Source organism: Pseudomonas sp. 9.3L (genome assembly GCF_058536285.1).
In genome coordinates this window covers 3713443-3738139 of the sequence record NZ_JBZUBK010000001.1, presented here as the reverse complement: position 1 = coordinate 3738139, position 24697 = coordinate 3713443, and the positions used below count along the sequence as shown (strand labels likewise).

Annotated in this window: 15 protein-coding genes and 3 tRNA genes; 12 read left to right on the top strand and 6 right to left on the bottom strand. The window is 58.4% G+C overall.

Translation table 11 applies throughout. The features are described 5' to 3' along the window. Positions 1–4 precede the first annotated feature (4 nt). A complete protein-coding gene (thiO, locus tag AC4LE2_RS17270) occupies positions 5–1117 on the top strand; it encodes a glycine oxidase ThiO (protein WP_491826914.1) in 1113 nt (370 codons plus the stop codon). 118 nt (positions 1118–1235) lie between these two features. Here thiO and AC4LE2_RS17265 read toward each other — a convergent pair whose 3' ends face one another. The 4 genes from AC4LE2_RS17265 to AC4LE2_RS17250 form a co-directional block, all read right to left on the bottom strand. Continuing rightward, on the bottom strand, positions 1236–2570 hold the full coding sequence (locus tag AC4LE2_RS17265; protein WP_491826913.1) for a sigma-54-dependent transcriptional regulator: 1335 nt from the start codon (positions 2568–2570) through the stop codon (positions 1236–1238). Between the two features lie 2 nt (positions 2571–2572). Continuing rightward, a complete protein-coding gene (locus tag AC4LE2_RS17260) occupies positions 2573–4165 on the bottom strand; it encodes a two-component system sensor histidine kinase NtrB (RefSeq protein WP_491826912.1) in 1593 nt (530 codons plus the stop codon). Further along, positions 4155–4385 (bottom strand): PP0621 family protein, encoded by a 231-nt coding sequence (locus AC4LE2_RS17255; RefSeq protein ID WP_491826911.1) that lies wholly within the window; start codon positions 4383–4385, stop codon positions 4155–4157. The genes AC4LE2_RS17260 and AC4LE2_RS17255 overlap by 11 nt, the downstream gene beginning before the upstream one ends. A gap of 129 nt (positions 4386–4514) precedes the next feature. Next, entirely contained in the window at positions 4515–5540 is a 1026-nt protein-coding gene (locus AC4LE2_RS17250; protein WP_491826910.1) for an outer membrane protein assembly factor BamD, read from the bottom strand. Between the two features lie 158 nt (positions 5541–5698). Between AC4LE2_RS17250 and rluD the strand changes: the two genes are divergently transcribed. The 11 genes from rluD to AC4LE2_RS17195 all read left to right on the top strand — a co-directional run bounded on the left by rluD (position 5699) and on the right by AC4LE2_RS17195 (position 16908). Continuing rightward, on the top strand, positions 5699–6661 hold the full coding sequence (rluD, locus tag AC4LE2_RS17245; protein WP_491826909.1) for a 23S rRNA pseudouridine(1911/1915/1917) synthase RluD: 963 nt from the start codon (positions 5699–5701) through the stop codon (positions 6659–6661). Next, positions 6658–7395 carry a peptidoglycan editing factor PgeF gene (gene pgeF / locus AC4LE2_RS17240; RefSeq protein ID WP_491826908.1) on the top strand — a complete coding sequence of 246 codons (738 nt, stop codon included), beginning with the start codon at positions 6658–6660 and terminating at the stop codon, positions 7393–7395. Before rluD ends, pgeF begins: the two co-directional genes overlap by 4 nt. 176 nt (positions 7396–7571) lie before the next feature. Continuing rightward, entirely contained in the window at positions 7572–10136 is a 2565-nt protein-coding gene (gene clpB / locus AC4LE2_RS17235) for an ATP-dependent chaperone ClpB (protein WP_491826907.1), read from the top strand. Positions 10137–10409: 273 nt separating this feature from the next. Further along, positions 10410–10485 (top strand) — tRNA-Asn (locus AC4LE2_RS17230). 4 nt (positions 10486–10489) lie between these two features. Next, positions 10490–10566: transfer RNA gene (locus AC4LE2_RS17225), tRNA-Pro, on the top strand. Positions 10567–10571: 5 nt separating this feature from the next. Further along, positions 10572–10647 (top strand) — tRNA-Lys (locus AC4LE2_RS17220). A gap of 152 nt (positions 10648–10799) precedes the next feature. Beyond that, positions 10800–11435 (top strand): CatB-related O-acetyltransferase, encoded by a 636-nt coding sequence (locus AC4LE2_RS17215; protein ID WP_491826906.1) that lies wholly within the window; start codon positions 10800–10802, stop codon positions 11433–11435. Positions 11436–11483: 48 nt separating this feature from the next. Further along, positions 11484–12038 carry an LbetaH domain-containing protein gene (locus AC4LE2_RS17210; protein WP_491826905.1) on the top strand — a complete coding sequence of 185 codons (555 nt, stop codon included), beginning with the start codon at positions 11484–11486 and terminating at the stop codon, positions 12036–12038. A gap of 599 nt (positions 12039–12637) precedes the next feature. Beyond that, a complete protein-coding gene (locus AC4LE2_RS17205) occupies positions 12638–13930 on the top strand; it encodes an MFS family transporter (RefSeq protein ID WP_491826904.1) in 1293 nt (430 codons plus the stop codon). Between the two features lie 297 nt (positions 13931–14227). After that, positions 14228–14713, top strand: coding sequence for a CesT family type III secretion system chaperone (locus tag AC4LE2_RS17200; protein WP_491826903.1), 486 nt, complete (start codon positions 14228–14230; stop codon positions 14711–14713). A gap of 203 nt (positions 14714–14916) precedes the next feature. Further along, the gene (locus AC4LE2_RS17195; protein WP_491826902.1) at positions 14917–16908 is read left to right on the top strand and encodes a hypothetical protein; all 1992 of its coding nucleotides are present in this window, start codon (positions 14917–14919) and stop codon (positions 16906–16908) included. A 105-nt stretch (positions 16909–17013) separates the two neighbouring features. Here the strand turns inward: AC4LE2_RS17195 and AC4LE2_RS17190 are convergent, their stop codons facing one another. After that, positions 17014–22635, bottom strand: coding sequence for a putative Ig domain-containing protein (locus tag AC4LE2_RS17190; protein WP_491826901.1), 5622 nt, complete (start codon positions 22633–22635; stop codon positions 17014–17016). Between the two features lie 420 nt (positions 22636–23055). Next, positions 23056–24504, bottom strand: a complete 1449-nt coding sequence (locus tag AC4LE2_RS17185) for a SulP family inorganic anion transporter (RefSeq protein ID WP_491826900.1) — start codon at positions 24502–24504, stop codon at positions 23056–23058. Positions 24505–24697: the final 193 nt, after the last annotated feature.

Sequence of the window (24697 nt, the reverse complement as noted above, 5' to 3'; positions counted from 1 at the left end):
CTCGATGAGCGAAACCGAACACATTATCGTAGTGGGCGCCGGAGTGATCGGTTTGCTCACGGCCCTCAATCTCGCCACGGCCAGCGCCCGCGTCACCCTGTTAGACCGCCAACAGGTAGGCAAGGAAGCCTCGTGGGCGGGCGGTGGCATCGTATCGCCCTTGTACCCCTGGCGTTACAGCGAAGCAGTCACCGCGTTGGCGCACTGGTCCCAGGATTTCTACCCTCAACTGGGTGATCTGCTATTCAGCCGCACGGGTGTAGACCCAGAGGTGCACGTGACCGGCCTGTATTGGCTGGACCTGGATGACGAGACCGAGGCCCTGGCCTGGGCGCGCCAACATGGCCGCCCGTTGAGCGAGGTGGCCATCGAGGCGGTGTACGCCAAGGTACCCCCCTTGGGCGAGGGGTTTAGTCGTGCCATCCACATGGCCGAAGTGGCCAACGTGCGTAACCCGCGGCTGGTCAAGGCCCTCCACGCGGCGCTCAAACAGCTGCCGAATGTCACGCTGCGCGAGCACTGCGCTGTGAGTGGGTTTATCCGCCAAGACGGGCGCATTTGCGGTGTGGCCTGTAGCGTTGGCGAGCTGCTTGCGGACAGCGTAGTGCTCACGGCGGGCGCCTGGAGTGGTGAGCTTCTGGCTACGCTAGGGTTGAACCTGCCGGTGGAGCCTGTGAAAGGGCAGATGATCCTGTTCAAGTGCCAAGAGGATTTTTTACCTGCCATGGTGCTCGCGCGCACCCGGTATGCCATACCCCGGCGGGACGGCCATGTGTTGGTAGGCAGTACCCTGGAGCACGCAGGCTTTGACAAAACGCCTACCGAGCACGCCTTGAGCAGCCTGCGCGCATCGGCCGAAGCACTGCTGCCTGCGCTGCACGACGCAACCCCTGTAGCTCATTGGGCGGGCCTGCGCCCAGGCTCGCCCAATGGCATCCCTTTTATCGGGCCGGTCCCGGGCCATTTAGGCCTATGGCTCAACTGCGGGCACTACCGCAACGGCCTGGTATTGGCCCCGGCCTCCTGCCAGTTACTGGCCGACCTGATGCTGGGCCGCCTTCCCATCATCGATCCTGAACCCTATACCCCACGGGCTGAACGGCTCCGTAGCCTGTAGGAGTGAACGCAGCCGTAGGCGAAGTTCGCGAACCGGCATCACGCAGTACCAAGAACAGGCCCTTTCGCCAGCTCCGCCTGTGGCTTCGCTCGCTCCCTCAAGCTGAAACGACATCGCGCTACTCCAGCCCCAGCTTCTTCAAGCGATAGCGCATTGAGCGAAAGCTCATGTTCAGACGCTGTGCGGCGGCGGTGCGGTTCCAGCGGGTTTCTTCCAGGGCTTGGAGGATCAGCGTGCGCTCGATGTTTTCCAGGTAGTCCTCCAAGTTGCCTACGTGGGTAAGGTCGTGTTCGCTCGCCTCGCGGGTGGGTGCAACCTCGGCCAGGCGGAGGTCCGCCGCATGAATGGCGTCGTTCTCACACAGGGTGTACGCCCGCTCCAGCATGTTTTCCAGCTCGCGCACGTTGCCGGGAAAGCGGTACTGGCGCAGGGTAGTGTGAGCGTCGGCGGCAAGCCGGGCAGGGGGCAGGGCGCCGGCGAGGCGCTTGAGTACGAAGTGCGCAATGGCATCGATGTCCTCGCGGCGCTCACGCAAGGGTGGTACGCGCAGTTCGATGACATTGAGGCGGTAGTACAAATCCTGGCGGAATCGCCCAGCCTGTACCTCGCCCGCCAAGTCTTTATGGGTGGCACACAACACGCGCACGTCTACCACCTGCTCAGCCTGGCCGCCTACGCTGCGCACGGCTTTTTCCTGGATGGCGCGCAGTAGTTTCACCTGCATGGCCAAGGGCAAATCGGCGACTTCGTCTAGAAACAACGTGCCGCCATCTGCAGCCTGAAACAAACCAGGCTTGTCTTCCGTGGCGCCGCTGAAGCTACCCTTGCGGTGGCCGAAGAATTCGCTTTCCATCAGCTCGGTAGGAATGGCGCCGCAGTTGACGGGTACAAAACGTCGATCGCTACGCGGCCCCTGGTCGTGAATCTGCCGGGCGACCAACTCTTTGCCTGTACCGGATTCACCGCTGATGTACACCGGTGCCTGGCTGCGGGCAACCCGGCCAATCTGCTTACGCAACGCCTGCATGGGCGGGGAGTCACCGATCAGCCGATCATCAGCGGTTATAGCCTCCGGCGGCCGGCTGCCCAATCTCAAGGCGGTACTGACCAGCTCACGCAGGCGCGGCAGGTCCACCGGCTTGGTCAGGAAATCGAAGGCGCCGGCCTTCAGGGCATTGATGGCGGTGTCCAGGTTACCGTAGGCCGTGATCATCGCGACAGGCACGTTAGGGTACCGCTGTTGAATATGCTGCACTAGGTCCAGCCCGGTGCCATCGGGTAAGCGCATGTCGGTCAGGCACAGGTCAAACACCTCGCTGGCGAGCCAGTCTCGGGCCTCCTTGACATTACGGGCGCTGCGGGTCTCCAGCTTCATGCGGCCAAGGGTAATCTCCAGCAGCTCGCGGATATCAGGCTCATCGTCCACTACCAGGATTTTCTGCCGTGACGTCATGTTCAGGCCTGCCTTTGTGCGTGAGCGAAAGTAATGCGCATACAACTGCCCCCACGTGGGCCGGGCCGGTAATCCAAGTGCGCGCGGTTGCCCTCGCACAGCTCACGGGAAATGTACAAACCCAGGCCCGTGCCTGTGGTGTCTGTGGTGAAAAACGGCTCGAACAGGTGCTGGCGTTTCTCTGGCGCAACGCCGGGCCCGTCGTCAATCACATCGAGGACCGGCAAGCCACTGGCTGCTTCCGTGTCGAGCTTGAGCCATACCTGCGCTTGCGCATGGCTCAACCCACTATAGCGCAAGCCGTTCTGTACCAAATTGGTCACCACCTGGGTCAGGTGGTGAGGGTCCATGCGGGTTTCGATCCGACCACTGGCGAACTCGGCGTGCAACTGGTGGTGGCTGGGTGCAGTGGTCATGAATTCCGTTACAAACGCTTTAAGCCAAGCGCACAGATCCAACATGTGCGGCGCCGCCGGCCGTCGCCTGGATAACTGAAGCACGTTCTCGATCACCAGGTTCATACGGGCAGATTGGTCCAGGATGATCTGCACCAGGCGGCGGTCCGGCTCGTTGAGCGCATCCGACTCCTGGAGCAATTGCCCGGCATGGCTGATAGCCCCCAGTGGATTGCGCACCTCATGGGCAATGCCTGCGGTAAGCCGTCCCAATGCAGCCAGCTTGAGCTGCTGTGCTTGCTGTGCGATCTGCGACAAGTCTTCGAAGAACACCAGGGTCTGCTGCCCGGCGCCACGGCTCAAGGCAATGAAACTCACCTGTACAGGGGGGCCATCGGGCTTGAGCTTGATGCTATTTACGCGCATGGCCGGGTTTACCCGCCACTGCAGTAAGCGCTCGATCAGGTCTGGCGCGTGGCTACTCACCATCTCACCTACAAGGTACGACCTGCCGAACAATGCCAAGGCACCTTGGTTAGCCAGTTGCACCCGGTGCTGTGCATCCAGCACCAGGATACCGGTACGCATGCGTTGCAGGATCAGTGCGTTGAGCTCTTCCAGGTTGTTCACGTCGCTGGCACGTTGCTCGGCCAGGGTTTCACTGGTACGCAGCAAATGACTCAAGCCCTGCACAATGAGCGCTACCGCAAAGCACAACACCCCCAGGGAGCCTGCCTGTACGTAATCATTGGTCGCTGCGGCTCGAGCGAAGCTCAGGTAAAACGTAAGGTAGATGATCCCGATGGAGGCCAGGGCCGCAATCAACAGCCCAAGGCGACCACGCAACAGCAGGTTGCTCATGGCCACCGAGGCGATTATCAGGTTGCCGATGCCACTGGCAATGCCTCCGGCGGCATAGAACAGCCCGGCCAAGAGGATGATGTCTGCGGCCGATACGCTGAAGACTTTCGCCGAACGGTTAGCATCGCTGAACGTAAGGCCTACCAGCAGGTTAAACAGCAGGTACAGCCAACTGCCCAGGCGAAACAGATGGCCGTCGGCAAGTTCGAGCAGGCGATTGTCCATGTCGCTGGAAATCAGCAGCACCAGGCTGATGGCAATCACCAGCCGGTATAGGTGATACAGGCGCAGCATGCGCCGCGCCTGGGATTTGCCGAGGGTGGTTGCCTCAGCGGTCACGCGCGGCAGGCCCTAACTTCAGGTGCGCCTGGCTGCAATACCAGTTCGAACCGTTGGCCAGGGCTCGGTCGCCTGGCAAGTGAACGCCGCAGTGCGCGCACCGCACCATGGGCAGGGTGTCCCCGGAAGGGCGCGGCGCTTGTGCCTTTTTGGCCTTGAACGTGCGCCACAGCCAGATGGCAATAGCGATAAGGGCGATCCAGAAGAGCAAGCGAATCATGGTGGCGGGGCTTCTGCAGAGAGGAATGCGCAGTGTAGCCAGAGGGGGAGGGCAGAGCCAGCGCAAGGCGGCTGGTGGCGGGATGAGAGAACAGGCCGCGCCCCGGAAGGCACGGCCTGTGTGTCGGCGTTAGTCGAACAGGCCAAAGGTAGCGCGGCTGAACCAGGAGCGGTGAGGCGTAGGCTCGTCGACCTCTGCAGGCGCCTCGTCGGCGCTACCGCCTTCGTCAGCAGGGCGCAGCTCGCGTGGGATGTTGTCCTTCGCGTCCTGGTATTGCTTCCTTAGCTCTTGGTTGGCGCGGCTCTCGCTCGGCGGCGGCGGCGTGTTGTTGCTGTCAATCAAGCCCAGTGTGGCCTTGGAAAGCCAAGAGCGGTTGTCTGCCTCTTCCTTGAGCGGCACGAACGCGCCGTCCTTGATACTAGGGTGATCAGGGTAGTTGTACTTGAGGGTTTCCAGGCTGGTTGCCGCCAGGTCGTCCAGGTGCAAGTGCTGGTAGCTCTCTACCATGACTGCCAGGCCATCGCCCACGGCTGGGGTTTCCTGGAAGTTTTCAACCACATAACGGCCCCGGTTGGCTGCTGCCACATACGCCTGACGGGTGATGTAGTAGTGGGCCACATGGATCTCGTAGGCGGCCAGCAGGTTGCGCAGGTAAATCATGCGCTGCTTGGCATCGGGTGCGTAGCGGCTGGTGGGGTAGCGGCTGGTGAGCTGGGCGAACTCGTTATAGGAGTCTCGCGCCGCGCCCGGGTCGCGCTTGGTCATGTCCAGCGGCAGGAAGCGAGCAACGATGCCCCGGTCCTGGTCGAAAGACGTGAGGCCCTTGAGGTAGTAGGCGTAGTCCACATTGGGATGTTGCGGGTGCAGGCGAATGAAGCGCTCAGCGGCGGATTTGGCGGCCTCCGGCTCTGAGTTCTTGTAGTTGGCGTAGATCAGCTCCAACTGTGCCTGGTCCGCGTAGCGGCCGAACGGATACCGGGACTCCAGTGCCTTCAGCTTGGCCGTGGCACTGGTGTAACTGTTGTTGTCCAGGTCGGTCTGAGCCTGCTGGTACAGTTCGGCTTCGCTCAGGTTTTCGTCGACCACTTCCTTGTTCGACGAACAGGCGGCAGTAAGGCCGACAATGGCGATCAGCAGCAGGTGTTTCAGTTGCATGGCGGCTTGCGTCCCTTAACAGCCGCTGTCTTGGGCGCGGCCGTCCTGTTATGATGAGCGCCCCGTGAACCTCCGGGACGAAAGACGCCGTATTTAACCACAAGCGCGCAGCTGAAACCAAAGGCTGTGCGGCCGCGCTGTTTCCTGTGTAGTTGAGCATGCCTGAGATCATCCGGCTTACCGCCGAAGTCACCCCCGACCTGGGAGGCCAACGCCTCGATCAGGTTGCCGCGCAATTGTTCGCGGAATTCTCCCGCTCACGCCTGTCGGCGTGGATCAAGGACGGTCGGCTTACCGTCGATGGTGCCGTGCTGCGGCCTCGCGATACCGTCCATGGCGGCGCCTTGCTGGCCCTGGAGGCCGAGCAGGAAGCGCAAGGCGAATGGGTCGCCCAGGACATCGCCCTGGATATCGTCTATGAAGACGACCACATTCTGGTCATCAACAAGCCCACCGGCCTTGTGGTTCATCCCGCGGCCGGTCACGCCGATGGCACCCTGCTCAATGCCCTGTTGCACCACGTGCCGGACATCGTCAACGTGCCCCGTGCCGGCATCGTGCATCGCCTGGACAAAGACACCACCGGCCTGATGGTGGTGGCCAAGACGCTGCAGGCCCAAACCCAACTCGTCACTCAACTGCAAAAGCGCAGCGTGAGCCGCATCTATGAATGCGTGGTGGTGGGTGTGGTTACTGCAGGCGGCAAGATCAACGCCCCTATCGGCCGTCACGGTACTCAGCGTCAGCGCATGGGCGTCATGGACAACGGCAAGCCTGCGGTAAGCCACTATCGCGTGCTGGACCGCTACCGCTCCCATACCCACGTGCGGGTAAAGCTCGAAACCGGGCGTACCCACCAAATCCGCGTGCACATGGCTCATGTGGGCTTCCCCCTGGTTGGGGACCCTGTGTACGGCGGGCGGTTCCGTATTCCGCCGGCCGCCAGCCAGAGCTTGGTGGAAGCGCTTAAAACCTTTCCGCGCCAAGCCTTGCACGCGCGCTTCCTGGAGCTGGACCATCCAGAAACCGGCGAGCGCATGGGCTGGGAATCGCCGCTACCGGATGATTTCGTCTGGCTGGTCTCGTTGCTTAAGCAGGACCGTGAGGCTTTCGTCGGATGAGCATGCTCGCTGGCAGTCTGCTTTTGCCAGACTGGCCAGCGCCAGCCACTGTCCGGGCCTGCGTCACTAGCCGCCTGGGCGGCGTCAGCCAGGCCCCCTTCGCCAGCTTGAACCTGGGTGACCACGTGGGCGATGACCCCTCGGCGGTGGGCGAGAACCGTCGCCGCCTCTCCACCCTGTATGCCATTAAGCCGGCCTGGTTACGCCAGGTACACGGTATCGATGTGGTCCATGCTAATCCTGCTCTGCAGGCCGAGGCCGATGCCAGTTGGTCCGAAACACCGGGGGTGGCCTGTACGGTCATGACCGCCGACTGCCTGCCTGCATTGTTTACCAACCGAGCAGGTACACGGGTCGCCGCGGCGCACGCAGGCTGGCGCGGGTTGGCCAATGGGGTACTGGAGGCCACTGTAGCGAGCCTCAACATAGCCCCTGAGGAGGTGCTGGTGTGGTTAGGCCCCGCCATCGGCCCTGCCGCATTCGAGGTAGGCGAAGAAGTACGTGACGCTTTTACTCGCCAACAGCCTGCTGCCAGCATTGCCTTCACGCCCGGTGTCATGCCCGGCAAGCTCATGGCCGATATCTACGCCTTGGCCCGACTGCGCCTGGCGGCTATTGGCGTAACGGCCGTCTACGGCGGCGGGCTGTGCACCGTGACAGACGAACGCTGGTTCTCGTATCGCCGCGCGCCACGTACCGGGCGGTTTGCGTCGCTGGTGTGGTTGAAGCCGTAACGTTCGGCTTTCTCCTGTGTAGTAGGCGCGTGGCACCTGCCGCTGTACGACGGCAGCGGCCTTGGCTTGAATCTTGAGCAAACGGCCTTATCTAACGGGTATCTCGGGCAGGTGGTCTCTTCATCTCTGCGGAGTTGGGTAACACTCCGGCCTGCCTCTATCAGGAAGGTGTATCCATGCGTATAGACCGTTTGACCAGTAAGTTGCAGTTGGCGCTCTCCGACGCTCAATCCATGGCCGTTGGCCACGATCATCCGGCCATCGAGCCTACTCACTTGCTACAGGCGTTAATCGACCAGCAAGGCGGCTCAATCAAGCCATTGCTGATGCAAGTGGGCTTCGATGTAAATAGCCTGCGTAAAGAGCTGGCGAAAGAGCTCGACCGGCTGCCGAAAATCCAAAACCCTACGGGCGACGTGAACATGTCGCCTGAGATGGCGCGCCTGTTGAACCAGGCCGACCGCCTTGCACAGCAAAAAGGTGATCAGTTCATCTCCAGCGAGCTGGTGCTGCTGGCAGCCATGGACGACAACACCAAAGTGGGCAAGCTCTTGCTTGGCCAGGGCGTCAGCAAAAAGGCGCTGGAAAACGCGATCAACAACCTGCGTGGCGGCGAGGCAGTGAACGACCCCAACGCAGAGGAATCGCGCAAAGCCCTTGAGAAGTACACCGTGGACCTTACCCGGCGAGCCGAAGAAGGCAAGTTGGACCCGGTCATTGGGCGTGATGACGAAATTCGTCGCACCGTACAGGTGCTGCAGCGCCGCACCAAGAACAACCCTGTGCTGATTGGTGAGCCGGGTGTCGGCAAAACGGCCATCGCCGAAGGCCTGGCCCAGCGCATCATCAACGGTGAGGTACCCGATGGGCTCAAAGGCAAGCGCTTGCTTTCGCTGGACATGGGGTCGTTGATCGCCGGGGCGAAGTTCAGGGGTGAGTTCGAAGAACGCCTCAAGGCCGTGCTCAATGAGCTGTCCAAGCAGGAAGGGCAGGTGATCCTGTTCATCGATGAGCTGCACACCATGGTTGGCGCCGGCAAGGCCGAGGGCTCGATGGACGCCGGCAACATGCTCAAGCCGGCCCTGGCCCGAGGCGAATTGCACTGCGTGGGCGCTACTACCCTCAACGAGTACCGTCAATACATCGAGAAGGATGCCGCGCTGGAGCGGCGCTTCCAAAAGGTACTGGTAGAGGAGCCCAGCGAAGAAGACACCATCGCGATTCTGCGGGGCTTGAAGGAGCGCTACGAAGTGCACCATAAGGTGGCGATCACGGACGGTGCAATCATTGCCGCCGCCAAGCTGAGCCACCGCTACATTACCGACCGCCAGTTGCCAGACAAAGCCATCGACCTGATCGACGAGGCGGCCAGCCGTATCCGCATGGAAATCGATTCCAAGCCTGAGCCGCTGGATCGCCTTGAGCGGCGGTTGATTCAGTTGAAGGTCGAATCCCAGGCATTGAAGAAAGAAGAAGACGAAGCCGCCCGCAAACGCTTGGAAAAGCTGACCGAGGACATCGCCCGGCTGGAACGCGAGTACGCCGACCTCGAAGAGGTATGGATGTCGGAAAAAGCCGAGGTGCAGGGCTCTGCGCAGATCCAGCAAAAAATCGAGCAGTCGCGCCAAGAGCTTGAAGCGGCCCGCCGGCGAGGTGACCTGAGCCGCATGGCTGAGCTGCAGTACGGGATCATCCCTGACCTTGAGCGCAGCCTCCAAATGGTGGATCAGCACGGCAAACCGGAAAACCAACTGCTGCGCAGCAAGGTGACCGAAGAAGAAATCGCCGAAGTGGTTTCCAAGTGGACCGGTATTCCTGTCTCGAAGATGCTCGAAGGCGAACGCGACAAGCTGTTGAAAATGGAAAGCCTGCTGCACCAGCGCGTCATCGGCCAAAATGAGGCTGTCGTGGCGGTCTCCAATGCCGTACGTCGTTCGCGCGCCGGGTTGTCGGACCCTAACCGCCCTAGCGGCTCGTTCATGTTCCTGGGCCCTACAGGCGTAGGTAAAACCGAGCTGTGCAAGGCGTTGGCAGAATTCCTGTTTGACACCGAAGAAGCGATGGTGCGCATCGACATGTCCGAGTTCATGGAGAAACATTCCGTGGCCAGGCTGATCGGTGCGCCACCCGGCTATGTAGGGTACGAAGAGGGGGGGTACCTGACCGAGGCCGTCCGCCGCAAGCCGTATTCGGTGGTGTTATTGGACGAGGTTGAGAAAGCCCACCCGGACGTGTTCAACGTGCTGCTGCAGGTGCTTGAAGACGGCCGCTTGACGGACAGCCACGGGCGCACGGTGGATTTCCGCAATACGGTGATCGTGATGACGTCGAACCTCGGCTCGGCGCGCATTCAAGAGCTGGTGGGGGACCGCGATGCGCAGCGTGCGGCCGTCATGGACGCGTTGTCATCGCACTTCCGCCCGGAATTCATCAACCGCGTCGATGAAGTGGTGATTTTCGAGCCACTGGCGCGCGATCAAATTGCCGGTATCACGCAGATCCAGTTGGGGCGGTTACGCAGCCGCCTTGCCGAGCGAGACCTGATGCTTGAGCTGAGCAGCGAGGCGTTGGACAAGCTCATTGCAGTGGGCTATGACCCTGTCTACGGCGCACGGCCGCTCAAGCGAGCCATTCAGCGCTGGATCGAAAACCCGCTGGCGCAGCTGATTCTAAGCGGCACGTTCCTGCCAGGGGTGGCGATCAAGGCTAGCGTGGAAGGGGATGAAATCGTCTTCGCGTAATAAATGGAAATTGGTGGCTGCATACCCCTTGCAGCCACCGCCGATGTTATATATCATGCGCCCCGCTTGAGTCGCCCTTCGTAAGACCGGTTTTACCGGTAGCAGGAAAAAAGATGCAAATCAGCATCTTAGTGCTAAAACAGGGGTTGACAGGGTAGTTTGAAGGTGTAGAATGGCGCGCCTCAGCACAGCGAATGTAGCGATACAGAGCGAAGCTTGAGTCGAAGGCCCGGCCTTCAGAAGAGTTAAATTGTTGTAACCGTTGTATGTAGTTCCGCGATAGCTCAGTTGGTAGAGCAAATGACTGTTAATCATTGGGTCCCTGGTTCGAGTCCAGGTCGTGGAGCCAACTTCGGGGTGTAGCGCAGTCCGGTAGCGCGCCTGCTTTGGGAGCAGGATGTCAGGAGTTCGAATCCCCTCACCCCGACCATTTTTGGGTCGTTAGCTCAGTTGGTAGAGCAGTTGGCTTTTAACCAATTGGTCGTAGGTTCGAATCCTACACGACCCACCAAGTAAAAAAAGGCATCCAATAGGGTGCCTTTTTTTCGTCTGTGTATTTTGGTGATACGTCTAACCTCTTTCGCTGGTCTGCCGTGCGCAGCCCGTGGTTTGCTACAATCGCTCACCACCGACGTAGGCCTGCGCCTGGAAGCGACTCCCCCGATGCTTACCTTCTTCAAGAAATTCATTAAAAGAAAAGCCGAAAGAAGAAAGAAAGGTGCCGTTAAGCATCTGTCTAAGTTCCATAAGCAGACTGAATTATTGAGAATAAAATTTCCGAGCTACACGTTCGGTTTAGGTACTTACGGGAGCTTGGAGGTCCACGACTGGAATGAAGGCTCTACGCTTGAGGTCGGCAGCTTCACGTCGCTCGCCAGGGGGACTACCGTCTTATTAGGCGGGCACCATCGTGCAGACTGGACCTCCACGTACCCGTTTCCGAAGTATATGGAAGAAGCTGCTCATATCGAGGACTACCACGGCACGAACGGTGATGTAATCATCGGCAGTGACTGCTGGATCGCTACGGATGTCCTCATACTGTCCGGCGTTAACATAGGGCACGGCGCCATCGTGGCGGCTCGGTCGGTAGTGACAAAGGATGTACCGCCGTATGCGATCGTTGGCGGCAATCCGGCCAAGCTTATCCGCTGGCGGTTTGATGAAACCACGATATCAACCTTGTTGAGGTCTGAGTGGTGGCTTTGGCCCGAACCGCAGATACGTAAGGCTGCGCCGCTGTTGTCGGGCGATGTAAGGGGGTTTGTAGCCTATCTTGACGGCCTCAACGCGCACTAATCACCAATAGCCAGTGTCAGTGTATGTAGGAAAGGGATAGAGCCGGATATGAATTTCAACACGCTCGTTGATTACTGGAAAGTGGAAGTTACAGGTAAACAAGGCAAACCCTTTAGCGTATTACGCTGCTGGCGTAAGGTTCGTAGAAAAGAAACTGACCATTTCATGTTTTGGTTTCGTCTTGCTCAGTACTTCCATCGTAAGCCAAAGGGGCTGTTGAATTATCACAGGATCGCCAGCAGAATTCATACAGGCCTGGTAAGCCGGCATAATATTGATATATTGCTGGATGCCGAGATTGGGCCTGGCCTGAAAATTTATCACCGCGTTGGAATCGTCATAGCAGACCGCGTAAGTATCGGTCGAAACCTTCGCATTAGGCAAAACACTACCATCGGTATTTTGGGTAAAAAGAAAGGCCGGATAACGATTGGCGATAACGTCAATATAGGGCCCAACACCTGCATCATTGGTGATGACTTGATTATTGGCGACAACGTCACGATCGGGGCGATGGCTTTCGTGAACAAGAACATATCAGCAGGTGCTGTGTTTTATTCCACACACCTGCCTAATGAAAAGCGAGCGATTTCAAACGATTAGTGTTAGGACGTCGTACCTGTTTAGCTCATTGTTCAAGTTGGCGTTTGCCTGGATTTTAGAAGGCGCTGAACGAACATTTACGCGTTTCTCCTTATGATCCTATGCCGTTGGTCGGCCAGCGGAGCGGCATTTTAGGCTAAGTGCAGTGGCTACAGGCGACCCATTGACCTATGCCATGCAGCGTATGTGTATGAATGCCGTGGGCTGAAACGTTTCTGAATGATCTGTTTCTTACAGCCCCAGGCCTTGGGTGGCTACGTGCTTGGCTACGGACTGCCCCTACCAACTACTCAATGGTTGCGAGTTCTCTCTGTCACATTGTAACCTTGAGCCCTGGCTTCAGCAGGCAGTCGCGGCTAGGCCCCGACCTGCACGCTAGAGGGGTTGGGAAGGGTTTCTCCAAGGCCCTGGTACTATAAAAAAAGGTTGTTGGTTGTTCTGAATTTTCACCGAGGTGAGTGCTTCGTTGCGCAAGCGGGTCCTCGTTGCAAGGGCAGGAAACTTCAAAACCCATCATGGAAACCGCCTGAAACCACGGTGCTTTCCAGTCGTTCATAACGTTGCGGCGTACGCACGCAACCATCCTTGAAGAGATAATAATGACAACGACGCATTACACAGGCGAAGAGCGGCGCAAGCGGATTTTTGCGATAGTCGGTGCATCTTCCGGCAACTTGGTCGAATGGTTCGACTTTTACATCTATGCGTTCTTTGCGCTTTATTTTGCGCCTGCATTCTTCCCTTCCGACGACCCTACCGTGCGACTGGTGCAGAGTGCTGGCGTGTTCGCCGCAGGCTTTCTGATGCGCCCTGTCGGGGGCTGGCTGTTTGGCCGAATTGCTGACCGTTACGGTCGCCGTACCTCCATGATGATTTCCGTATTCATGATGTGTGCAGGTTCATTGGTGATTGCCTTCCTGCCTACCTACCAAAGTATTGGCCTGGCTGCGCCGTTCCTACTGCTGCTGGCGCGGATGTTCCAAGGCCTGTCAGTGGGTGGTGAATATGGCACCACTGCGACCTACATGAGTGAAGTGGCCTTGACCGGGCAGCGTGGATTCTTCGCCTCCTTCCAGTACGTGACCTTGATTGGCGGCCAGTTGCTGGCTGTATTGGTCGTAGTGATCATGCAAAAGTGGCTCACCAAGGAGCAGCTGATGGACTGGGGCTGGCGCGTGCCCTTTGTGATCGGTGCCTTGGCCGCTATCATTGCGCTGTTGCTGCGTCGTTCGCTGGAAGAAACCCTGAAGCCGCAAACCCGTGAAGACAAAGAAGCTGGCACCCTGCGCAGCTTGTTCAAGCACCACCGCCTGGCCTTTATCACCGTACTGGGATACACCGCCGGCGGCTCGTTGATCTTCTACACCTTCACCACCTACATGCAGAAATACCTGGTGAATACCGCCAAGATGAGCGCTGAAACGGCCAGCTTCATCATGACCTGTGCGTTGTTCTTGTTCATGTGCATGCAGCCTCTGTTCGGTGCCTTGAGCGATCGCATTGGCCGCCGTAACTCCATGCTGTGGTTTGGTGGTCTGGGCGCCATTTGCACCGTACCAATCCTGATGACGCTGAAAACCACCACCAACCCGGTGATTGCCTTCCTGCTCATCACCCTGGCGCTGGCCATCATCAGCTTCTACACCTCTATTAGCGGCTTGGTGAAAGCCGAGATGTTCCCACCTCAGGTTCGGGCATTGGGTGTTGGCCTGTCTTACGCTGTGGCCAACGCCGTGTTCGGTGGTTCGGCCGAATTCGTGGCTTTGAGTCTGAAAAGCGGGGGCATTGAAAACACCTTCTACTGGTATGTGACGGCCATGATGGTGGTGGCGTTCCTGTTCAGCTTCCGATTGCCGAAGAAGGCTGTGTATTTGCAGCACGATGATCACTGAGTGAGTTAATCGGCCCAAGCCTGAGCGGTAATAGCGCTCAGATAGGGCTCATAAGCCGCATGCAGTGAACGACTGAGGCCCCTGGTCAGGTTGGGAGAATCTCCCTAACTTGGCCAGGGGCCTCGGTTTTTTTATGTGCGAAAAAAATCTACGTCTGCATCTGCTGCTACAGGATTAGGAATTAGTAGGGGACGAGCGGCGGGAACCGGTTGATGACTGATGCCACTCAGCCAGCAACCCCTTTGGGGTATTGCGCAATGAGATTTTCCAAGGCGCCAACCATAAGGAAAACAATACATGGCTTCTCAAAATTACCGTGCCTTGCTGGAACAGATCAGCCAGCTAACCCTTATTCCCGAGATGCTTCTGCCGGAAGAACTCACTCAGCTGTCCATTCGTGAAGTGAATTTTTCTCTATACGCCATAGGCGAGCAGAAGCAAGAGTATTTAATCATTCATGCCGATATGGGCCCATTACCCTCAAAGCGTCGGGAAGAAGTGATGTTGCGGCTGATGGACGTCAATTTTTTCCTATTTGAAGCCCCGCGGACTTCTACCTTTTGCCGTAATGCTGAAACCGGCCATATGATGATGAGCCATGCCCAGCCGCTGGCTGGCCTAACAGGGCAGGTGGTTCTTAATCAATTAGACGCTATGGTCACTCGGATATTGGATTGGCGCGTCGACTATTTTCTGGGTAATGAAGCACAGGCGAGCGCAACCGGAGGCAAGCAAGGCGCACAGCCTACTTCCAAGACTACGTTGGCTAGGAGCGTATTCTAATGCTTCCACCTATTCAGCATAACCGTACGTCCAGCGCAGACCAAATTCTGCCTATACATGAAACCGGTAGACCCTCGAGTTCAGCAGCCGTCCCCGGCGTCACTGTTCCTGTAGAAGGTGCAGTGACACGGCGTCCGTCCAATCCTAATCTCCAGGCACAAGACCTCCCACCGTCCCACGGGTTGGCGAGCGCAGCTCATGCCTTGGCTCAGGAACTCTCTGAAGAATCCAAATTGCCAGTCAATTTGGAGCAATCAAAGCAGCGCATGATTCTAGAGGGCCGTTATCTTAAAGAACACACAGGAAGCCACTTACCGTTTCATGCCGTGGTGAAAAACCTTGGGCTGCAGAGCAAGGTCGTCGAAGATGTGCAGAAAGGGCGGCATGAGCTTTTAACAAAAATGGGGCTGGCGCTTGAAAGTGCGGAGCCCAAGCAACTAATGGATATGACGGACACAATCCGCACTGCAATGCAAAATCAGACCCGCTTAATGAACGCCCGGGCAGCCTTATACAATGAAATTTTAAAAAAATCCGCTTTGCCTAAAACTGATCCTGACTTTATCTCCTTGGATGCTGAGGAAAAAGCGAATATAAAGCGCAGCCAGCTTTCTTTCTCAAGCTATGCTGAGCAGCTTTCGTCAGAAATACCCGTAATGCTCGAGTTGATGGACAAGAAAGCTTCGACGATGGCTAAGGCCCTGAAAGAGGCATCAAATATCCCAGGCTTTTCAAAAGGTGAAGATCTCAAGGCGCTCACTAAGAACTGGGAGGGTAGAGCTCAAGCAATCTCCGAAATAAAAGGAGAGTTAGGTAAACACTTCACGATGGCTGCTCAGCAAGGCCAGCGTGGAAAGACGCTAGAAGACATTGCAGAAAAAAATAGTGGCGTCGCAGCAGGTGCGAAGGCATATGCAGCAGGGGGCGGATCTCAGATTATGCCCTCAGGCGTCACCTTCGGCACGGTAAGAGGGGCTGTAGAGTCTGCCATCACTCATCCGGCAGGTCGTGTGGCCACCAATGCTGTTGCGATGACACTGTCGCATAACTTGATGAGTGACCTGGTCAGGGCATCGACTTCAAATATGTTTGGCAACTGGGCGGTAGTGCCAACCAGTGCCAAGCTGCTTATTCCTGACGCTAACCCTCGCGTAAGTGAAAACGGCGTTACGCGTATTCGCAACGAGGATGAGCTGAAAGAAGCGCAAAAAACCGTTGAAAACGATCGCGCACGGTTTGTGGATTCTTCGACGCGTCACAAAGTGGGCAGTATGTCCGGAAACCTAGAGTTCATTGGGTCATTCGCAACCGCTCAGGCGGTAGGCGCTGCTTATGACCTATCTGGCGGGGATTCAAATAGTGTTTTAGGGAAAACCCTTAAATCGATGGCTGGCGGTTTGAACGCAGGTGGCATGACGGCATTATTGCAGTTGCGTAATACCATGACTGACAGTGATGGCAATAAGGTGCATACGCACACCTTCAACGCCTCGAAGAAAACCCGTAATGAGGCATTTCAGGCTACGGCGTCTAGTTGGGCAAAATCACTTGATTATTCTCAAGAAACTGTCCGAAAGATTACAACCAGCAAAGCGGCCGGTATAGCGCTGGGCCTGGCAGGGAGCGCTGGCCTTGATGCATTACGCAATATGGCTGACGAGGACACTACCTTGGGCAAGGTTGGCATTGTTGCTACAGCGGCCCTGGGGCCGCCTACGTTGCTGGGTAATATGTTCGCGGGGATGAATCTAAACGCAGACGTGGCAGCAGACAAGACAGCCGATGCTAAGGCGCTTAAAGCCAGTGGTAAAAAGCCTAAAGAGGCTGGAATACTTGATACAAAACGGCTTGAATCTGCTTACCGCAACGTAGTTGATCCCAATCGTCCGCATGTTAAGCATGGGTCTGAAGCGGGTACGCGGAAACGTGTGGTAGAAAATACTAGCAGGCGGCTTGACGGTGTTTCCCAATTGGCTTCACAAGTTGTGCCGGATGCCCTATCAACGGCCGGCAATGCCATTAGCGCAGGCTACAACAAAGCGGGACAAGCAATTAGTGAGCGTGTTAATAGAGAAAAGGAGCAACCACAAGCTCACCCTGAAGTTCTGGCCCAGACCACTGCTACGGAAGCTGAAGAAATTGAGTTGACCCAAAGGCGCGTTCGCCCTGGCCTAGACAACTCTGATAACGTTTAACCGCTGCATAGAAAAAGCCCCTGGCGCCGTGAGGTGCCAGGGGCTTTTCGGTTTTACATAAAGCCGGTGTGACTGCCGCAGACAGAATCTGCGACAGCCTGCTACTTAGGCCGCAAAATCACTCTGGTGCAGCTGCGTTACGCCCACCAACTGAATCTCGAACTCAGGGTTGGCATCACCGTTCACGCTGCCGTACAGCACGCCGTTCTCAAAGCGCAACTGGCCAGCGGCATTGGTGCTGTCAAAGGCCTGAGAGCCGATGAAGGTGAAGGCGTCTTTGGCATCCGTACCAGTGTTGGCGTCCAGCCCAGTGAGGTCGATCTTGTCGCCCTCGCTGCTCTTGAAGCCCTGGATCACGTCACGCAGGTCGCCCAGCCCAAGGTCGGCCAGCGCTTTGAACGCGTAGGTGTCCGCACCGGTGCCACCGATCAGCAAGTCAGTACCGGCACCACCGATCAAGGTGTCGTCACCGCCACCGCCAACCAAGGTATCGTTGCCATCACCGCCGTCCAGCACGTTGGCGGCGCTACTACCGGTCAAGGTATCAGCGAAGTGGCTACCGGTCAGGTTCTCGATGTACTTGAGCGAGTCTGTGCCCGAGCCGCCAGTGTTTTGCTGAGCACTGGTGTTCAGCGCCACGGTCACGCCAGCGGAGGCGAAGGCGTAGGACACGGTGTCGTTGCCGCCACGGCCGTCCAACAGGTTGTTGCCAGCCCCTGCGAACAGGATGTTGTCCAACCCGTTACCAATACCGTTGGCCGCGCCGTCGGTATTGATCACCAGGTTTTCTATGTTGCTGGTCAAGGTCCAGGTCGCCAGGCTCGTGAACACGGTATCGATGCCACCTACCGAACTGTCGCTGTTCTTCTCGACGGTGGTGTCGTCGGCGTTATCTACATAATAGATATCCGAGCCATTGCCGCCGGTCATGCTGTCGGCGCCGCCCTGGCCATCCAATACGTTGGCGGCGTCGTTACCGGTGATGAAGTTGCGCAGTTCATTACCGGTGCCGTTGATGGCGGAGTAGCCGGTCAGCACCAGGTATTCCACGTTGGCACCCAGCGTCCAGCTGACGGAAGACCTGACCGTATCAATCTGGGTCGCGGCCGCGTTGGTTTCGGTCACGGTGTCCAGCGCGTTATCAACGATGTACACGTCTTTGCCGTCGCCACCGATCAGGGTGTCGGCGCCCAGGTCGCCATCCAGTGTGTCGTTCCACTGGCTGCCTACCAGGGTGTCGTCCTGGTCGGTACCCATGATGTAACCGCCACGCTGGCTGTTCACGTCGTCGTATACGTCTTGAGCCGTGCCGTTGTCGGTGAGGTCAGCCTGGTAGCCCATGTCGGTAGCGATGGCATCGGCCAGGCGCTGGCCTACGATCTCGGCCGACTCTTCATGCAAGTGCCATACGTCATCAGGGTAGGTAACCGGGTCGGCTTCTTGGCGCAACGGCAGGTCGGTGTAATCCACGCCCATCACCACATCAGCGCGCTCGGCAGCGATCGCTTCCTGAGCGGCGCGCACTGCAACCACGCCGCTTTGAATCGAGGCAATCTTGTCTTCGTCGTAGCCACGCACCCGCGCGGCTTCTGCGTCGTAGTGGCCGGTTTCCATCAGGTACACCTTGAAGTCGCCCAGCTGCGAATGCAGGTAGTCGAACACCTTCAGGGTGGAAGCTTTATAAAGTTCAGCCTGGGCTACAGGGTCAGCCGCGCGGCCGATCTCCTGAGCCCCTTCTTCACCTTGGCCCCAGACGATGGCCATGGTCACGTTGTCGATGGCCTTCAAGGTCGCCATCTGCTCTTGCAGCAAACCGACTGCGCGCAGCAGGGCAGGGCCCGGCTCGTTGGTATCGGTCAGCCACCAGGACAAGCGCAGCTCCTCGGGTGAGCCAGTGGACAGCCCGCATACGGTGCTGCCGCCCACGGCCACGTCGATGCCATTGCCATCAGCATCGGTGAATTGGCTACGCACATCATAGCTGGTGTACTTGGCCAGGTCCTTGACCAACTCGGTGGTGCCCGATTGGTCATCGTCATCGGTCATGCGCAGCAGGCGGGCGTTGGACTGGCCCAAGGTGGGCACGAACAGGATGTCTTGCTGGGCACGTTGGGCGAAGACGAAGTCGTCTGCGCTCAGGCTGTTGGCGTAGTTACCTTGAAGCGCGATCTCGAAGCGGTTGCCGTCAGCGTCCGTTTCAGCGGACTTGACGTACGTCTTGCTGCCGTCGTCGCTGGTGGTGATGTACAGAGTGTGGTTGCTGCCGTTACCCAAGCCTAGAATGCCCAGGGCGCTGACGTCGATCTTGTCCACACCGACAGTGAAGTCGTTGATGGTGTCAGTGGCGGTGATACCGTCGGCGTCGTAATCCCGGTAGCTGTCGCTCAGAGCGGTGTAGCGGAAAGTGTCGGCACCGGTGCCGCCCGTCAGGCTGTCACGCCCGGCGCCGCCGTCGATCACGTCGTTGCCGGCGTTACCGTTGATGGTGTCTGCGCCGTCAAGGCCCAGGATCAGGTCCTCGTGGGTCGTGCCGTTGAGGGTCTCGCCATCGGCGGTACCGATCAAGGTGATCGGCGCAGCGTTGGCCACGGTCAGGACGAACACATCACTGGCCGACGCGCCTTTGCTGTCGGTAGCGGTCACCAGGAAGTTGTACACGCCTGCGGCGTCGTCGTCCGGGGTACCACTGAAGGTCAGGGTGTCGGGGTTGAAGGTCATCCAGGCCGGCAGGGGCTTGCCGCCCTGCAGGGTGGCGCTAAAGGTGAGCACGTCCAGATCAGCATCAGAGAACGCTGCACGCGACAGCGTATAGCTGTACGGGGTGTTTTCGGTCGCGGTGCTGTCTTGCAGCGGGTCGGCTACTACGGGTGCGTTGTTGACCGGGATGGTGTCCGTGGTGAACACGAAGTTGGAAGCCGTCAGGGTTTTCAGGTAGTTGCCCTGAAGCGCCAGCTCGAAGCGATTGCCATTGGCGTCCGCGTCGCGGTCCTTGATATAGGTGCGGTCAGTCGTGCTGTTGTAAGAAATATCCAGCGTGCCGCCGTAGCCATTGCCCAGCCCGGTGAAGCCCAGCGTGGACAGGTCGATCTTGTCCATGCTCACGTCGAAATCGGTGATGATGTCGGTGGCACCGGAGGTGTCGGTGCGGTAGCTGTCTGTTATGGAGGTGAAACGGAACACATCCGCCCCGGCGCCGCCGGTGAGCTTGTCCGCGCCCGCGCCGCCGACCAGCAGGTCATTGCCGCCACCGCCGTTAAGGGTGTCATTGCCGGCCAGGCCGAGCAACTGCTCGCTGGCGTCGGTACCGTTCAAGGTGTCCTTGCCCGCAGTGCCATTGAGGGTAGTAGAGCCTGTGTCCGCCACGTCTTTCACGTCCAGGGTGAAGGTATCGCTAACGATGCCGCCTTTGCCGTCATCGGCGGTGACCACCACATCGAAGATGCCGGCCGCGGTTGAGCCAGGGGTGCCGCTGAACGCACGGGTCTCCGGATCGAATGCCAACCAGGCGGGCAGGGCGCTGCCGTCGGCCAGTTTGGCCGAGAAGGTCAGGGTGTCTTTGTCTGAGTCGCTGAAGCTGGTAGCAGGCACTACATAGGAGAATGGCGTGTTCTCGGTAGCGTTTTTATCCAGCAGTGGAACAGCCACCACAGGGTCGTGGTTCACGGCAGCCATGGCAGTGAACACGAAGTTGCCCGCCGTCAGTTTATTCACGTAGTTGCCATTGAGGGCCAACTCGAAGCGGTTGCCTGCGGCGTCTACGTCCAGCGACTTGATGTAGGTCTTGGTGCCGGCGCTGTTAAGCGTTACGTACACGGTACCGTTGCGGCCATCGCCCAGGCCGGTGATGCCCAGTGCGGCCAGGTCGATCTTGTCGTTGGCCGCGTCAAAGTCCGTGATCACGTCGGTCACGGTGTCGCCGCCAGTGTTGTAATTGCGGTAGCTGTCCAGGCGGTTGCTATAAATGAAGGTGTCAGCCCCCGCGCCACCCGTGAGGTTGTCTGCCCCGGCACCGCCATTGATACGGTCGTTGCCGTCACCACCGTTGATGCTGTCTGCGCCTGCCAGGCCATTGAGGGTGTCCGCGCCAGCGGTCCCTGTCAGCGAATCGTTGCCCGCAGTGCCATTAAGGGTGCGGTCGAACACAAAGTTCTTGGCAGTCAAGGTGGCGGCGAGGTTGCCTTCCAACGACAGCTCAAAGCGGTTGCCGCTGGCGTCAGCGTCGTAGCTCTTGATGTAGGTGCGGCCATTGCTGGTGTTGTATTGCACCAGCAGGGTGCCGTTGTAACCGTCGCCCAGGCCTTTGAAGCCTAAATCGGCCAGGTCGATCTTGTCACTGGCTACACTGAAGTCAGTGATCAGGTCAGCGAAGTTGGAAGTGGCGGTACGGTAGCTGTCGGTCAGGGCGGTATAGCGGAAGGTGTCCGCGCCCGCGCCGCCAGTGAGCTTGTCAGCCCCAGCGCCGCCTACCAGCACGTCGTCACCCGCGCCTGCAGAAATCGTGTCTTTGCCCGCGCCGCCGAAGATCAGGTCGCTGTTGGCGGTCCCGTTCAAGGTGTCGGCGCCGTCGGTACCGTTAATGGTGGTGATGGGTAGCGTGTCGCCCACGTAAGAGCCCTCGCCATAAACAAGGGTAGAGCCCTTGCTGGTATGGCTAATGTCGTTGCCTAAAATAGTGTTGTGGTCGGTGCCCGCTTCGTTGCGCTCGGCCACGCCGTAGGTAGACTTGTCACCGCCGGTGATGGTGTTGTCGATGATCTGGTTGTTGTTGCCAGGGAAGAACTGGCCAGACACACCAGCGGTGTCGTCGTAGCTTTGGATGATCACTTCCGGCACAGGGGCGTTGAGCGAGTTGTTGGTCAGGGTGTTGCCGGTCACGGTGACGTCGTTGCTGCCGTAGATCCGAACGCCAGCGCCACCGTTGTCATGGATGTTCACGCCGGTCACGGTCACGTCGCTGGACAGCTTCACCAGTACGCCTTCTGCGCCGTTGCCGTATACATCACCACCTTCGATGGTGACGTTGTAAGGCGAGGGAATGTTTTCGCTGCCGCGCTGCACCACGATGCCGTTGGCCCCATTGCCGTAGGCCACGTTGCCGGTCATGGTGAAGTCGTTGGTGCTGGTCACGATATTGAAGCCGTGGCGATCGTTGCCATAGGCAATGTTGTTCACGTACTTGGTATCGATCATGTAGTCCGCGACAAACCCATCCAGGCCATTGCCGTGGGACACGCAGTTTTCGATCAGCATGTTGATGGTTTGCTCGTGGGGGTCGAACCCGTAGCCCGAGCAATCCTTGATCTCTACCCCGCTCAGGGTCACGTTGCTGTCGTGCCCGTCTTTGCCAGGGATATAGCCATTGAACCAGCCATCGATCTTACCGGTGGTGTTTGCCCGGTTGCCGTCGATGGTCAAGTTGCTAAGGCCAAAATCATGGGTCTCTTCGCCGTAGGCGGAGCGGATAACCCCTGTGATTTTGGTATCAGAGCCGTCGATGACCTTCACAGTGGTCTTGCCCGCGCCTTCACCTTCCATGTACACGTTGCTTTTAAGCATCAAGCAGCCGTCGGAGGGTTCTTCGCCTGCGGAAACGATAAAGGTGCCGCTTGGAACAAATACAGTGCCACCACCTGCAGCCGAGGCTGCATCGATCGCTGCCTGCATCGCAGCCGTGTCATCCGTAACACCGTCACCGACAGCGCCAAAGTCCTTTACATTGAAAATCATGTGCTTGCTCCGGTCCTGGGAAAAGAAATGGAATCAATGCCAATAAGTCAGCGCTGGGTACCGGCCTTATATGACATGGTTCTCGGAAATCGTTTTCTCCTTTCCGCTAATACGTCAAATAAACAGACGAAAGCTGTTTAAGTGACGGTTTTCTGCCGGATTGCCGTGACGGCTCCCTAATGCGAAGCGGTGCTAAGCAGGCTTGTGTCAAAAAGCAGACGTAATAAAGCGCTTTTTTGGCGTTAATGGCGTAATGCTATGCATTCGCGTGTATCGGAGATTGGAAGCTGTCTGGGACTGGGTTTAGCGAGAAGGGGGAGGCGGGCTAGCCAGGGCAGAGAGAGGTATCAACGGATGGAAACGCCGCCGATGACCAAGCAGTTACCGGCGACGGAGGCGTTTTTCTGTCACGCAGGGCGCTTACGCCTCGGTGGTTGGTACACCTGCTTTGGAGAGCAGCGCTGTGCAGCGTGCCGAGAGGTTGACGAGGCGTAGCTGCCGGCCTTGGCTGCGATAGCGCTCAAGCAACGCCTGGAGTGCGGCGATACCCGAATGGTCCATGACCCGGAGGTCAGCGCAATCGATGATTACCTCTGGCGGGTCTTGGGCAGGGTTGAACAGTGCTTGGAAATGCGTGGTAGACGCGAAGAACAATGTGCCATCTACCCGATAACGCCGCACGCCGCCTTCATCGGTGGGCACCGCGTGCAGGTCATGGGCGTGCTGCCAGGCAAAGCTCAAGGCCGCGATGATCACCCCACACAACACCGCGGTGGCCAGGTCGGTAAACACTGTGATGAGGGTAACGGCCACGACCACCAAGGCATCATGACGAGGAATCTTGCCCAGCACGCGCAGTGAGCCCCAAGCAAAGGTCTGCTGGGCCACCACGAACATCACCCCTACCAGCGCAGCCAGGGGAATGCGTTCGATCCAGGGCGACAGGAACAGAATGAACATCAGCATCATGCCGCCGCTGACGATGCCAGAAAGCCGCCCACGGCCGCCCGAAGACAAGTTGATCATGGTCTGCCCGATCATGGCGCAGCCGCCCATGCCTCCGAACAACCCCGATGCCAGGTTGGCCGCACCCAGTGCCACGCACTCCCGGTTGGGCTGGCCACGGGTCTCGGTGATTTCGTCCGTAAGGTTAAAGGTGAGCAGGGTTTCGAGCAGGCCAACCGACGCCATCAGCACCGCGTAAGGCAACACGATGCGCAAGGTCTCCAGCGTCCATGGCACGTCAGGCCAATGGAAGGCGGGCAGGCCGCCAGCGATGTGGGCCATGTCGCCGAGTGTTCGGGTGGGCAGGCCTAGCCCCGCGGCCAGCACGCCAATGCCCACGATGGCTACCAATGCTGGTGGCACGGCTTGAGTCAGGCGCGGAAGCAACCAGACAATCGCCATGGTGGCGGCGACCAGCGCCACCATGACCCACAGGGCAGTGCCCTGGAGCCAATGTTCGCCCTGTTTGAAATGCTCAAGCTGAGCAAGGGCAATCACAATGGCCAGCCCGTTGACGAACCCCAGCATTACAGGGTGCGGCACCATGCGTATCAGTTTGCCCAAGCGCAAAGCGCCAAAGGCCATCATCAGCAGGCCACCCAGCACCACGGTCGCCAACAGGTACTGAGCACCGTGTTGGACCACCAGTGCCACGATCACCACCGCCATGGAGCCTGCGGCCCCGGAGATCATGCCCGGGCGGCCACCAAATACGGCCGTGAGCGTGCAGATAAAAAAGGCGCCATACAGCCCCATCAAGGGGTTGAGGTGGGCGACCAAGGCGAAGGCAATGCATTCGGGCACCAAAGCAAACGCAGTCGTCAGCCCGGCAAGGGCGTCCCGGCGTAGGGAGGTAAAACTCATAACACCTCTGAAGGAAACGTGAGAAACGCCCCATCAGCGCCGCTGGCAGGGGCCAGGGCGGTAAAGAGGCGTTATTGGAATGGCGGCACTATAGGCAATAGCAGGGCGATTGGCCAGTTCCGACGGGCATTCGCTATGTTGTCAAGCGAGGTATCTGACCAATAGCCGTCATGGCTGACGCCAGGCTCCAGTC